6 protein-coding genes and 1 pseudogene are annotated in these 15,121 nt (G+C 48.9%); 5 read left to right on the forward strand and 2 right to left on the reverse strand.

All coding sequences use genetic code 11. The annotated features are described in order from the left end of the window. Positions 1-179: 179 nt before the first annotated feature. Positions 180-989 carry a TatD family hydrolase gene (locus RID09_RS30690; protein WP_446339695.1) on the forward strand — a complete coding sequence of 270 codons (810 nt, stop codon included), beginning with the start codon at positions 180-182 and terminating at the stop codon, positions 987-989. A 211-nt stretch (positions 990-1,200) separates the two neighbouring features. Here RID09_RS30690 and RID09_RS30695 read toward each other — a convergent pair whose 3' ends face one another. Beyond that, positions 1,201-1,455, reverse strand: coding sequence for a hypothetical protein (locus RID09_RS30695; protein ID WP_446339689.1), 255 nt, complete (start codon positions 1,453-1,455; stop codon positions 1,201-1,203). A 67-nt stretch (positions 1,456-1,522) separates the two neighbouring features. Between RID09_RS30695 and rpoB the strand changes: the two genes are divergently transcribed. The 4 genes and pseudogenes from rpoB to RID09_RS30715 all read left to right on the forward strand — a co-directional run bounded on the left by rpoB (position 1,523) and on the right by RID09_RS30715 (position 14,760). Further along, the gene (gene rpoB / locus RID09_RS30700; RefSeq protein WP_446339690.1) at positions 1,523-4,876 is read left to right on the forward strand and encodes a DNA-directed RNA polymerase subunit beta; all 3,354 of its coding nucleotides are present in this window, start codon (positions 1,523-1,525) and stop codon (positions 4,874-4,876) included. Between the two features lie 92 nt (positions 4,877-4,968). Next, positions 4,969-10,896, forward strand: a pseudogene (locus tag RID09_RS30705) (DNA-directed RNA polymerase subunit beta'). Between the two features lie 193 nt (positions 10,897-11,089). Further along, positions 11,090-12,853, forward strand: a complete 1,764-nt coding sequence (locus tag RID09_RS30710) for an ABC transporter substrate-binding protein (protein WP_446339696.1) — start codon at positions 11,090-11,092, stop codon at positions 12,851-12,853. A gap of 125 nt (positions 12,854-12,978) precedes the next feature. Further along, positions 12,979-14,760: an ABC transporter substrate-binding protein gene (locus RID09_RS30715; protein ID WP_446339691.1), complete on the forward strand. Its 1,782-nt coding sequence runs from the start codon at positions 12,979-12,981 to the stop codon at positions 14,758-14,760. A gap of 177 nt (positions 14,761-14,937) precedes the next feature. Here RID09_RS30715 and RID09_RS30720 read toward each other — a convergent pair. Beyond that, a partial coding sequence (locus RID09_RS30720) for a hypothetical protein (protein WP_446339692.1) occupies positions 14,938-15,121 on the reverse strand: 184 nt, incomplete at its 5' end.

Genomic DNA, 15,121 nt, shown 5'->3' on the forward strand with positions numbered 1-15,121 from the left:
AGCGTCGGGCAAGTAGAGCGCCAAGAAATTGGGCATATAAGTAAGTTAGTCAGGTGAGTTACATCTGAATATCTGGCACAATTTTCAGCAAGCCCCGGCATCAGCCAAGAACTTGAGTTCTTGGCTTAGAGCTACTGCCCGTCTTAGGTAAGAATTGAGCAGGAGAGGACACAATGTCAATACAGTTGATAGACACCCATGTTCATATCAACTTCGATGTCTTCGAGTCTGATCTAGAAGCCGTGCGCGATCGCTGGCGGGATGTCGGCGTTGTACGGCTGGTACATTCCTGCGTCGAACCCTCAGAGTTTTCGGGGATTCAAAACTTGGCTGATCGGTTCCCAGAACTGTCTTTTGCCGTCGGCTTACATCCCCTAGATGCCCACAAATGGACGCCCCAAATGGCGGATCAAATTCGGGACTTAGCCAGTTCTGATACCAGAGTGGTGGCAATTGGGGAAATGGGGCTAGATTTTTATAAAGCCGAAAACCAACAGCAGCAAAAGGAGGTATTTACCGCACAACTCGCCATCGCCCACGAACTTAACTTACCCGTGATTATTCACTGTCGCGACGCCGCCGCCGATCTACGTGATTGGGTGCAGCAGTTTGAACAGGAGGTGGGATCAATACAGGGGGTCATGCATTGTTGGGGGGGAACGCCTGAGGAAACTCAGTGGTTTTTGGATCTGGGCTTTTATATTAGTTTCAGTGGTATTGTCACGTTTAAGAACGCCACAGCCATTAAAGAATCAGCCGCCCTAGTACCGCGCGATCGGCTGCTGATTGAAACGGATTGTCCGTTCTTAGCCCCTGTACCCAAGCGCGGTAAACGAAATGAACCGGCTAACCTGTACCATATTGCTGATTGTATTGCCAAACTGCGGCAGATTCCCCTAGAAACCTTGGCACAAGAAACCACCCAGAATGCCTGTCGGCTGTTTAATTTGACCGTACCCAGCCGGGAACAGACAGGACAACTGTCTTAGATCGTCGATTCTTCAAAGCGCCGTTCGGGGTTAAAAGAAGCCAAACCTCAAAAACTCAGGCTTTCGGTAGCGCACAAAAAGGGAGGAGTTAACCGGGATTTAGTATAAATCCTGTTGGGCTTGCGCCATAATTGATTAAGAAGAGTTACTATGAATAAAATTTTCTCAAGTTCCATCCCGTTGTCACCGCCTGCCCCGAAACAATCCTTAATCAATGCCAAACTGCCAGCGAGGAACAGATGCCGCCTATTGTAACTAATTGTAGATTAACCCCCGTATCATTATTATCGTTAAAAACCTCCCGCCGATTATTAAGACAGTCGTGATCATCCTCAGACTCTCTTGTCGCTTCTTTGTGGTAAAAATTCTCGGCTTGGCGGTGCTTTGACACTGACAAGTATCTACCCCTACCGATATAGCCAATCGTACTATCTGTGTTGATCAGGATCGCCGAGTTAGGGGTCAAAATTTCCCGATACCCTTGGCTTCACCGCCAAGCCTGACGCTGATTCACCCTCTCCAGAAGGAAAAGCATGACGACTCAAACTTATACAGCTCCCACCTATCTATTACCAGACTTAGTGGAAATTCAGCGAGCTAGTTTTCGCTGGTTTCTAGAAGAAGGGCTGATTGAAGAACTCGACAGCTTCTCGCCAATTAGTGACTATACGGGTAAGCTAGAACTCCACTTTATCGGCAAAAACTACAAGCTCAAGAGTCCTAAATATGATGTAGATGAAGCCAAGCGGCGAGACAGCACCTATGCGGTGCAAATGTATGTACCAACCCGCTTGATCAACAAAGAGACGGGTGAGATCAAGGAGCAAGAAGTCTTTATTGGCGATCTGCCCCTGATGACCGATCGCGGTACATTTATTATTAACGGCGCTGAGCGCGTCATTGTCAATCAAATTGTCCGCAGTCCCGGCGTGTACTACAAGTCAGAAATCGACAAAAATGGACGCCGCACCTACTCCGCCTCTTTAATTCCCAACCGGGGCGCCTGGTTAAAATTTGAAACCGACAAAAATGATTTAGTCTGGGTTCGCATCGACAAAACCCGTAAATTGTCTGCCCAAGTTCTCTTAAAAGCCCTAGGACTCTCGGACAATGAAATTATCGACGCCCTGCGCCACCCCGATTATTATCAAAAGACCTTAGACAAAGAAGGCAATCCCAGTGAAGAAGACGCCCTCCTGGAGCTATATCGCAAGCTCCGTCCGGGTGAACCGCCCACGGTAAGCGGGGGTCAGCAGTTATTAGACTCACGCTTTTTCGACCCCAAACGCTATGACCTCGGTCGTGTCGGTCGCTACAAAATTAACAAAAAGTTGCGCTTAAATGTTGCCGATACCATCCGAGTCCTGACTCCCCAAGATATTATGTCCGCCATTGATTACCTGATCAACCTGGAATTTGATATTGGCAGCACCGACGATATCGACCATTTGGGGAACCGTCGGGTTCGTTCGGTGGGAGAACTCCTGCAAAACCAGGTTCGGGTGGGATTGAATCGCTTAGAACGGATCATTCGGGAACGGATGACGGTTTCCGACTCTGATACCTTAACCCCCGCCTCTTTGGTCAACCCCAAACCCCTAGTCGCCGCCATTAAAGAATTCTTTGGCTCATCTCAGCTATCCCAGTTCATGGATCAGACCAATCCCCTAGCTGAGTTAACCCACAAACGGCGTTTATCTGCCCTCGGACCCGGTGGTTTAACCCGGGAACGGGCTGGGTTTGCAGTGCGGGATATTCACCCCTCTCACTATGGACGGATTTGTCCCATCGAAACGCCAGAAGGACCCAACGCGGGTCTAATTGGTTCCTTGGCAACCCATGCACGGGTGAATGCCTACGGCTTTATTGAAACCCCATCGTACCCTGTAGAAAATGGGCGGGTGATCAAAGACAAGGCGCCCCTTTACATGACCGCAGATGAAGAGGATGACTTGCGTGTGGCTCCCGGTGACATCCCCATTGATCAAAATGGTTATATCTTGGGCGAATCAGTACCCGTGCGCTATCGCCAAGAATTCACCACCACGACCCCAGATCAGGTAGACTTTGTGGCGGTATCCCCGGTGCAAATTATCTCTGTGGCTACTTCATTAATTCCCTTCCTGGAACATGATGACGCCAACCGCGCCTTGATGGGTTCAAACATGCAACGGCAAGCCGTCCCCTTGTTACGTCCAGAGCGTCCCCTAGTGGGTACAGGCTTAGAAGCCCAAGCCGCACGCGATTCGGGGATGGTGATTGTCTCGCGTAAAGCCGGTGAGGTGGTTTATGTAGATGCCACAAAAATTCGGGTACAAACCGCACCCACCGCACCCCCTGCATTGCCCGGAGAAAACGTCGAGAATGGAAAAACGAGCGAACCGGAAATTATTGAATACGAACTCCAGAAATATCAGCGCTCCAACCAAGATACCTGCTTAAATCAGCGTCCATTGGTCTTTCGTGGGGATGACGTGGAAGCCGGTCAAATTCTGGCTGACGGTTCAGCCACCGAAGGGGGAGAACTGGGACTGGGACAGAATATTCTGGTTGCCTATATGCCATGGGAGGGCTACAACTACGAAGACGCCATCCTGATTAGCGAGCGACTGGTGTTGGATGATGTGTACACCAGTATTCACATCGAAAAATACGAAATTGAAGCCCGACAAACCAAGCTCGGACCTGAAGAAATTACCCGTGAAATTCCTAACGTCGGGGAAGATGCGCTGCGCCAACTTGACGAACAAGGAATTATCCGCATTGGGGCTTGGGTGGAAGCCGGAGACATTCTCGTGGGTAAAGTGACGCCCAAAGGCGAATCCGACCAACCCCCAGAAGAAAAGTTACTTCGGGCAATTTTCGGGGAAAAAGCCAGGGACGTGCGAGACAATTCCTTGCGTGTTCCCAACGGTGAAAAAGGTCGGGTTGTGGATGTCCGCATCTTTACCCGTGAGCAAGGCGATGAACTCCCGCCCGGTGCCAACATGGTGGTGCGTGTCTATGTGGCTCAGAAGCGCAAGATTCAGGTGGGCGATAAAATGGCAGGTCGTCACGGTAATAAGGGGATTATTTCCCGGATTTTGCCGATGGAAGATATGCCTTACCTCCCTGATGGCACTCCCCTCGACATTATTCTCAATCCCTTGGGTGTTCCTAGTCGGATGAATGTCGGTCAAGTCTTTGAATGTTTACTGGGATGGGCGGGTGAAAACTTGGGACTGCGATTTAAAATGATCCCCTTTGATGAAATGTATGGGGAAGAAGCATCCCGGCTTACCGTTCACGGCAAACTCCAGCAAGCCCGTGAAGAAACTCAGCAAGATTGGATATTTGATCCAGAAAATCCAGGCAAAATTCAGGTGTTTGACGGTCGCACAGGCGAAGCCTTTGATCGTCCGGTGACCGTTGGTATTGCCTATATGTTGAAACTGGTTCACTTGGTGGATGATAAGATTCACGCTCGTTCTACCGGTCCTTATTCCCTGGTTACCCAGCAACCCTTGGGAGGTAAAGCACAGCAGGGCGGTCAGCGGTTTGGGGAAATGGAAGTTTGGGCATTGGAAGCCTTTGGTGCGGCTTATACCCTGCAAGAGTTACTTACCGTGAAATCGGACGATATGCAGGGTCGTAATGAAGCCCTTAACGCTATTGTCAAAGGCAAGGCGATTCCCCGACCCGGTACTCCGGAATCCTTTAAGGTGTTGATGCGAGAACTTCAATCCTTGGGACTCGATATTGCCGTTCACAAAGTAGAGACCGCTGAAGATGGCTCTAGCCGTGACTTAGAAGTCGATTTGATGGCAGATGGCGACCGGCGTCGTACCCCTAACCGACCCACCTATGAATCCCTCCGCAGTGAGGAACTCGAAGAAGAAGAGTTATAAGTTCTCCGTGTTGAATGTTCTAGACGTAGCCTGCTACGTCTGGAACATCCAATATCTACATCTGGAACCCTCAAAACTCAAAACCCTGGAAGATGAAACAGCAACAAGAACAGCGCTTTGACTACGTAAAAATTGGAATTGCCTCTCCGGAGCGAATCCGTATATGGGGAGAACGTACCCTACCGAATGGTCAAGTGGTGGGGGAAGTGACGAAACCGGAAACCATTAACTATCGCACGCTCAAACCCGAAATGGACGGGTTGTTCTGTGAGCGGATTTTTGGTCCGGCTAAAGACTGGGAATGTCACTGCGGCAAATACAAACGAGTTCGCCATCGTGGGATTGTCTGTGAACGCTGCGGCGTGGAAGTTACAGAGTCGCGGGTTCGACGACACCGCATGGGGTTCATTAAACTGGCGGCGCCTGTGGCACATGTCTGGTATCTCAAAGGGATTCCCAGTTACCTGAGTATTCTGTTGGATATGCCGTTGCGGGATGTCGAGCAGATTGTTTATTTCAATGCTTATGTGGTTCTGAGTCCAGGAAATGCTGAAAATCTCAGCTATAAACAGCTATTGACTGAAGACCAATGGCTGGAAATTGAGGAACAACTTTACCGCGAAGACTCTGAACTCAATGGTGTAGAGGTAGGAATTGGTGCGGAAGCTCTACAACGACTCTTGCAAGATGTCCACTTAGACAGTGAAGCAGAAAAGCTGCGCGAGGACATCAGCAACGCCAAAGGTCAAAAGCGGGCAAAGCTGATTAAGCGGCTGCGGGTCATTGATAACTTCATCGCCACCGGGTCGCAACCTGACTGGATGGTGCTGACGGTGATTCCCGTTATCCCACCGGATTTGCGTCCCATGGTTCAGCTGGATGGGGGACGCTTCGCCACCTCAGACTTGAATGACTTGTATCGCCGGGTGATCAACCGCAATAATCGCTTGGCACGTCTTCAGGAAATCCTCGCCCCAGAAATTATTGTCCGCAATGAAAAGCGGATGCTGCAAGAAGCGGTCGATGCGCTGATTGATAATGGACGCCGGGGACGCACGGTGGTGGGTGCGAATAATCGGGCATTAAAGTCATTGTCCGACATTATTGAAGGGAAACAGGGTCGATTCCGCCAAAACCTTTTGGGTAAACGGGTTGATTACTCCGGACGTTCGGTGATCGTTGTCGGTCCAAATCTGAAAATTCACCAGTGCGGTTTACCCCGCGAGATGGCGATTGAACTGTTTCAACCCTTTGTGATCCATCGTCTGATTAGTCAGGGGTTAGTTAATAATATTAAAGCCGCCAAAAAACTGATTCAGCGAGGTGACCCCAGCGTTTGGGATGTCCTAGAAGAAGTGATTGCTGGTCATCCCGTCTTGCTCAACCGAGCGCCAACGCTGCACCGCTTAGGGATTCAATCCTTTGAACCGATTTTGGTTGAAGGTCGCGCCATTCAATTGCATCCTTTGGTCTGTCCTGCCTTTAACGCGGACTTTGACGGCGACCAGATGGCGGTTCACGTTCCCCTGTCTTTGGAGTCCCAAGCCGAAGCTCGATTGTTAATGTTGGCGTCCAATAATATTCTCTCTCCAGCGACGGGACGTCCGATTGTCGCACCGAGTCAGGATATGGTGCTGGGTTGCTATTACCTCACCGCCGAAAATCCCCACGCCACAAAAGGCGCAGATCGCTATTTTGCCTCTCTAGATGATGCAATCCGAGCCTTTGAACAAAAGCAAGTCGAGTTACATGCTTATGTGTGGGTGCGCTTTGATGGCACGATGCAGAGTGGCAAGTCGGATGATGATCAGGTAATTTCTACAGAAACATCCTCCGATGGAATAGTGACGAAAATCTACAAAGACCGCCGGGTTCGGGAAACGGCTGATGGTGAACTGATTTCTCAGTACATTCGGACAACGCCGGGTCGGATTATTTACAACAAAGCCATTCAAGATGCCTTAATGATTGCCTGAAACAAAGTCAAGGACACATGACAAAGGACGAATGACAAAGGACAAATGACAAATAAAGCAGGTCAAAAAGAAACGATTTTCTACAATCGAGTCGTTGATAAAGGTCAGCTCAAAAAACTGATTTCCTGGGCGTTTACTAAGTATGGCAGCGCCCGGACAGCTCAAATGGCTGACCAACTTAAGGATTTAGGATTCCGCTATGCCACAAAAGCAGGGGTTTCGATTAGTGTCGATGACCTACTCGTCCCGCCGAAGAAGCGTGAGATGCTAGAAGCGGCGGAAGCCCAGATTCGCGCCACGGAAGCCCGCTACAGTCGGGGTGAAATTACAGAAGTTGAACGATTCCAGAAAGTTATTGATACCTGGAATAGTACGTCGGAAGCCCTGAAAGATGAAGTGGTGGTGAATTTCAAGGCAACTGATCCCTTGAATTCGGTCTATATGATGGCGTTTTCTGGGGCAAGAGGAAACTTGTCTCAGGTACGCCAATTGGTCGGGATGCGGGGTCTGATGGCTGATCCGCAAGGGGAAATTATTGACCTGCCGATCAAGACCAATTTTCGAGAAGGGTTAACCGTTACCGAATATATTATTTCCAGTTACGGGGCACGCAAAGGACTGGTGGATACCGCCTTGAGAACGGCGGACTCCGGGTATCTAACTCGGCGTTTAGTGGATGTGTCTCAGGATGTGATTGTCCGGGAAGTAGACTGTGGGACAACCCGAGGCATTCAGCTTACCGCGATGACCGATGGCGATCGCGTGTTGATTCCACTGCAAGATCGGCTCTTGGGGCGAGTCCTAGCCGCTGATTTGCTGCATCCGAAAACCAAAGAGGTGATCGCCAAACGCAACCAAGCCATCTCTGACGAATTAGCCGACGTCATCGGCAAAGCCGAGGTGCAAGAGTTGATGGTGCGCTCACCCCTCACCTGTGAAGCCTCGCGATCAGTCTGTCAGCATTGCTACGGCTGGAGCTTGGCGCATGGGCACATGGTGGACTTGGGAGAAGCCGTTGGTATTATTGCAGCTCAGTCCATTGGTGAACCCGGAACTCAGCTCACCATGCGGACATTCCACACCGGGGGAGTATTCACCGGTGAAGTTGCCCGTCAAGTCCCAGCGGCGTTTGAGGGCGTTGTCCGCTTTTCTAGCCGTCTGCGAACCCGGGGTGTCCGTACCCGCCACGGTGAAGAGCGCGAACAAGTAGAAGTCGCCGGCGATCTGATTCTGGAACCGACTAATAAGGGGAAAAGCAAAACCATTCCCGTCACACCCGGTTCCATTCTCCTGGTTAGCGATGGGGAACAGGTGAAAGCTGAACAGCTTTTAGCCGAAGTAGCGTTGGGCAAATCTCGTCTGTCTACAGAAAAAGCGGCGAAAGACGTAGCTTCGGATTTGGCGGGAGAAGTCCTGTTTGCCGATTTGATCCCCGAAGAAAAAACCGATCGCCAAGGGAATACGACCCGTATTGCCCAGCGGGGTGGATTGTTATGGGTGTTATCGGGAGAGGTGTATAACCTGCCTCCTGGTGCCGAACCCGTAGTCAAAAACGGCGATGCTGTGGAACCCGGTTCCGTACTCGCAGAAACCAAGTTAGTCAGCCAAAACGGTGGGGTAGTTCGACTGACACCGGGTAAGCGGGAAATTGACATCATCACCGCGTCGGTGCGCCTAGACCAAGCAGCGGTGCGGATGGAAAGTAGTGGGGGTCGCGAACAGTATGTGATTCACACGGCTAATAACCAGCGCTTCTTGCTCAAGGCAACCCCAGGCACAAAAGTGCTAAATAATCAAGTGGTTGCGGAGTTGATTGATGATCGCTATCGTACCCAGACCGGGGGCATTATTAAGTATGGCGGCGTGGAAGTCGCCAAACGCGGTAAAGCCAAGCAAGGATACGAAGTCACCAAAGGGGGGAGCCTCCTGTGGATTCCTGAAGAATGCCACGAGGTCAACAAAGATATCTCATTGCTGCTGGTGGAAGACGGTCAATATGTGGAAGCCGGTACAGAGGTGGTGAAAGATATCTTCTGCCAATCAGGAGGTATTGTCGAGGTCGTGCAGAAGAATGACATTCTGCGGGAAATTGTGATCAAGCCCGGAGAATTGCATCTGGTGGATGAGCTACCTGAAGCCTTTGTGCCTGAAGGTCAGTTGGTGTATCCCGGTACAGAACCCGTCCCTGGGCTAACCGTAGCAGAGCTGCGGTATGGGGAAATGGCAGAGACGCCAGAGGGAATGGCACTGCTGCTCAGACCTGTGGTTGAATTTACTGTTCCCGACGAACCGGATGTCCCCTCGCAAGCGTCCATCGACAGTGCCAATGGTGCTTCAGGAGTGGGCGGTCAGTCTGATGCTGAGAGTGCGATCGGGATTGAGCTGCGGACGATTCAGCGGCTACCTTATAAAGATGGAGAGCGGATCAAGTCTGTGGAAGGACTGGAGTTGCTGCGAACTCAACTCGTTTTGGACATGACTCAGGAATTAGAGGGGGATCATTCCACCTCTCAGATTTCGGCAGATATTGAATTAGTCACAACCGAAGAGTCTGATGATCCAGAGGACATGCGTTTGCAGTTGGTGATCCTGGAATCTTTGGTCGTCCGACGCGATACCTCTGCTGATCCGTTGGGTGGGAGTACCCAAACCCGGCTGTTGGTCAACGATGGGGATAAAATTGCGCCCAAAGCCGTCGTCGCCCGCACCGAAATTCAGTGTAAAGAAGCCGGTGAAGTCCGGGGGATTCGCGAAGGGGTGGAAGCCATTCGTCGGGTACTGGTGGTTCGGGATGCGGATCGGATCACCATTCCCCTTAGTGGCACACCCCAGGTGAAGGTGGGAGATTTAATCGTGGAGACCGGTTTTCTCGCCTCGAACGTGCAAGCCTCCGAATCGGGACAAGTTGTCCAAGTTAACGAGGACTCGGTAACCTTGCGACTAGCACGTCCCTACCGTGTGTCAGCCGGTGCGGTGCTGCAAATTGATAATGGAGACTTGGTGCAACGGGGTGACAACCTAGTGCTGCTGGTGTTCGAGCGGGCGAAGACTGGGGATATTATTCAAGGGTTACCTCGAATTGAAGAACTCCTAGAAGCCCGTAAACCCAAAGAAGCCTGTGTGTTAGCCCGACGCCCCGGTGAGACGCAGGTGGTTTATGAGGAAGATGAAACTGTTGATATCAAAGTGATTGAACAGGAAGGCGTGATTACCGACTATCCGATTAGTCCCGGACAAAACGCACTGGTTTCCGATGCTCAGTTTGTTAAGGTGGGTCAAGCATTAACCGATGGACCAGCAAATCCTCACGAGATTCTGGAGATTTTCTTCAATTTCACGGTGGAAGACAAGGGAATCTATGAAGGTGCTTTAGCTGGACTGCAAGCGGCGCAGGCATTTCTGGTGAATGAAGTCCAGTCGGTGTATCAATCCCAAGGAATTGACATCTCGGATAAGCACATCGAAGTGATTGTCCGTCAGATGACCTCGAAAGTTCGGGTTGATGATGGGGGTGATACCACGATGCTACCGGGAGAATTGGTGGAGTTGCGGCAAATTGAGACGGTGAATGAAGCCATGGCAATTACTGGGGGCGCACCGGCTCAATACACGCCGGTATTATTGGGGATTACTAAAGCCTCGCTGAATACGGATAGCTTCATCTCCGCCGCTAGCTTCCAGGAAACCACCCGCGTCCTCACCGAAGCCGCCATTGAAGGGAAATCCGATTGGTTACGGGGTCTCAAGGAGAACGTAATTATTGGTCGCCTGATTCCTGCAGGAACCGGGTACAACGCCTATGAAGATCCAAACAGTGGTGTCGATGGTGAGTTCTCCAATGGGGGTAACGCTGGCTATAATTTCGGCGACCTTAATGATAGTAGTGAACTCGACCAAGACGATTCCCTAGAAGTGCTAGACGATCGCACGGCTCGCGCTTACAGTATGGAAGAGTCTGATACCACCGATTTTGGCTCGTTGCTGAATGAGGACGAAGTCTCAGAGGAGTTGGCTGAGGAATATCTGGATGATGAGAATGAATAATCGGTTGTCTTCTGTGATTTAGATAGTTGAAGCCTAACGGCTGGAAACGAGAACATCTAGAGGGTAGTAGAGACGCGCCATGGCGCGTCTTTACTAATTTCTGCTCTGTCCTAACCAATATCAAATCTTACAGTACTGTCGCCCTACAATTAGGTTATAAGCATTTAATCGGATCGTGACTATCTTGCCCAACATTCCTCTACGTCGCTGGTTTGTGAGTCTACTCACCTGTGTCATCGCGATCGCGCTGTCCGCCTGCAACCCTGCAACCTTTACCTCACAAGCTGCACAGGGATCTCAACTCGTAACCAGTATTCTTAGTGATCCCAAAACCTTTAACTACGCCCTCTCTCAGGAGTCCCCGAATATTTTTGTTTACACTTACGAGGGACTGGTAACTGAAAATGGTGTCACGGGTGAAATTGAACCCGCCCTCGCTGAATCCTGGGAAATCTCTGACAACCAACAGCGCATTGTCTTTACCCTGCGAGAGGGATTAAAATGGTCTGATGGAGAACCTTTAACCGTTGATGATGTCGTATTTACCTATAACGATATCTACCTCAACGAAGACATTCCCACCGATGTACGAGACATTCTTAGAATTGGCGAAACGCGCGGCTTTCCCACGGTGCGGAAATTAGACGAGAGACGAGTTGAATTTACCACACCCGAACCCTTTGCTCCCTTTCTCCGCACCACGGGACTGACAATTTTACCCGCCCACGTCCTTAAGGATACTGTAACTGAGAAAGACCAAGAAGGAAGACCCAAGTTTATCACCACTTGGGGTGTGGATACCGACCCAGATAAAATTGTGGTCAATGGACCCTACCAATTGGATCGCTACAATACCAATCAACGCATCGTATTCCGCCGCAATCCCTATTACTGGCGCAAGGGACCTCAAGGTCAGCCTCAACCTTATATTAATCAAATCTTTTGGGAAATTGTTGAATCTACCGATACTGCTTTTTTGCAATTTCGTTCCGGTGGGTTAGATGCGATTGGTGTTTCACCAGATTTTTATTCCCTACTCAAGCGGGAAGAGGAACGAAGCAACTTTAATATTTATGTCGGTGGTCCCACCCTCAGTTCCAGTTTTATTTCATTTAATCTTAACAAAGGAAGTCGGGATGGCAAACCTCTCGTTGAACCGATGAAATCCCGTTGGTTTAATAGACTGGAATTTAGACAAGCGGTGGCTTATGCAATTGATCGGCGAACGATGATTGATAACTTGTTTCGGGGATTGGGTGAACCTCAATATTCCAATCTTCCTGTACAAAGTCCTTATTATTTGTCTCCAGAAGAGGGACTTACCGTGTATGATTATAATCTGGAGAAAGCGAAAGAATTACTGTTAAAAGCAGGGTTCCAATACAACGATGAAGGACAATTACTCGATGATCAAGGAAATCGGGTTCGTTTTACTTTAATCACCAATGCGGGGAATAAACTGCGCGAAGCAATGGGTTCGCAAATTAAACGAGATTTAGCTAAAGTTGGCATACAAGTGGATTTTAACCCGATTGCCTTCAGTACCCTGGTGGAAAAACTCAGTAATAGCTTAGATTGGGAATCTCATCTGTTGGGTTTTTCGGGTGGCGGATTAGAACCGAATAATAGTGCTAATGTCTGGTCTACGGAAGGCGGATTACACAGTTTTAATCAAAAACCAACGGTTGGTCAACCGGAGATTCAGGGGTGGGAAGTTGCGCCTTGGGAACAAGAGATTAATGACCTTTATATTAAAGGGTCTCAAGAGTTAGATGAACAGAAGCGTAAAGCTATTTATGGCGAAGCACAACGCCTTATTAAAGAACATTTACCCTTTATCTACCTGGTGAATCCACTGTCAATGACGGCTGTGCGCGATCGCGTGGAGGGGATTGAGTATTCGGCTTTGGGTGGTGCGTTCTGGAATATTCACGAGTTGAGGATTTCTGAAGATTAAGGGTAATGGAGAAAGTTCGGAGTTAGGTTGTTTTAACGCAGAGGGCGCAGAGGTTTACGCAGAGGGGCGCAGAGGGCGTTAAGGGATGGGAAGGACAAGTTGAGAGAAGTCAGAAGCAAGAGAATATGATTGATCGAATTCGTCGTTGGTTTTTACTGTTTATCCTTTCTATTTTTACGGTTACCAGTCTCAGTAGTTGTAATCCCAGTCGGTTTAAAAGCAAGGCGGCTCAAGTTTCACAATTGGTTTTTGTTTCTCCTTCTGATCCGGATACGTTTAATCCGCCGATTAGTGAATCGTTGTTTAGTCGGATTGTCTTTGGGTTGATTTATGATGGATTAATTAATGAAAATGGGATCACGGCTGAATTGGAACCTGGATTGGCGGAATCTTGGGATATCTCGGAGGATAAACGCCGGATTACTTTTACCCTACGTCCAGGATTAAAATGGTCTGATGGAGAACCGTTTACTGCTGATGATATCGTCTTTACCTACAATGAGATTTATCTGAATGAAAAGATTTCTACGGGTGTCAGAGATATTCTGCGAATTGGGACTTCAGGCGCATTCCCTTCCGTCACAAAACTCGATGAACGGCGAGTTGAGTTTACGGTTCCCGAACCCTTTGCCCCATTTTTACGCTATGCTGGCGGCATTACAATTTTACCCAAGCATATTCTAAAAGACTCGATCAACACCACCGATGGGAATGGGAACCTGAAATTTCTCTCCACTTGGGGAACCGACACTGATCCGCAACAAATCATTGGCAATGGTTCCTATAAGATGGTCAATTATACCCCGGCTCAACGGATCATTCTTCAACGAAATCCCTACTATTGGCGTCAGGATAGCCAAGGAAGTCCTCAACCCTATATTGAGCGAATTATTGTCCAAATTATTGAAAATACCGATAACCAGTTTATCCGATTTCGTTCTGGAGAACTCGATAGCCTCGACGTTGCGCCGGAAATGTTTGGCTTACTAAAGCAGGAAGAAAAACGAGGAAACTATAAGATTTATAACGGCGGTGCTTCATCAGATACCCAATTTTTTGGCTTCAATCTCAACAAAGCCAAGAATGAAAAAGGAGAACCCTTTGTTGATCCGATTAAATCTCGTTGGTTTAATACGTTAGCATTTCGGCAAGCCGTTGCTTATGGGATTAACCGTGAAGCGATGAAAACTAATATTTTTAGAGGATTGGGTGAATTACAGCATTCGCCTGTGGCGATGCAAAGTCCTTATTATTTATCTCCAGAAGAAGGATTGAAGGTTTATGATTATGACCCGCAAAAGGCAAGGAAATTAGTACTTGATGCGGGGTTTAAATATAATGACCAAGGAAAACTATTGGACTGGGATAATAACCCAGTGCGCTTTACACTTTTGGTGAAAGCAGAAGAAAAATCTCGCATAGATGCAGCGGTTCAGATTCAAAATGATTTGAACAATCTAGGGATACAAGCGGATTTACAGGTGATTAACTTTAATGTGATTGTGCAGAAGTTGATGAGTCGAGACTGGGAAGCTTATGTGGGCGGATTTGGTGGCGGTGGCGTGGAACCTCACAGTAGCTTTAATATTTGGTACTCCCAAGGCTCATTACATCAATTTAATCAGGGGCAAATGCCTGGAGAACCGCCGATTCAAGGGTGGGAAGTATCGGACTGGGAACTGGAAATCGACCGTTTATTTGAGGAAGGGGTGAAGGAATTAGATGAGCGTAAGCGCCAAGAAATTTATGGTCAATTTCAACAGATTGTGCAGGAACAAGTGCCGTTTTTGTATTTAGTGAATCCCCTGTCTTTGCAGGCTGTGCGCGATCGGATTAATCCAATCAAGTTTTCGGCTTTAAATGGGGCATTTTGGAATCTGTATGAACTTCAGGTTAAAACAAATTAATCATAGTTGTTAAGGGGGTTTGTTTCATCAGTTGCGGATGCGATCGCGTCTTTTAGATGAGAGGCTCAGATCTTGCACCAGTTCCAGAAAGCGTTATTCTTTTAAGCCATTGTGGAGGAAGATAAAAAGTTTGCGATCGCACTCCTGTTTTCCCATGGTTGCACCGTCTCGCTGCGGTTAAGCGCGTTTTTGGTTTTGGACGCACCACGCTGGCGTTTGGAAGGGCGCACCATCCGTCATTGGTGTCAACTTAAGCTTCGTTGTGCCCTCAGGAGTGTTCCCGCGTTCACTCCAGAAAGAGGTGACGCTCTTTCTGGAGTGACTTGCCTGATGAGACTTGCGGTGGCTCCTGACAAGGGTT

Source organism: Coleofasciculus sp. G1-WW12-02, from assembly GCF_040219735.1.
Taxonomy (GTDB): domain Bacteria; phylum Cyanobacteriota; class Cyanobacteriia; order Cyanobacteriales; family Coleofasciculaceae; genus Coleofasciculus.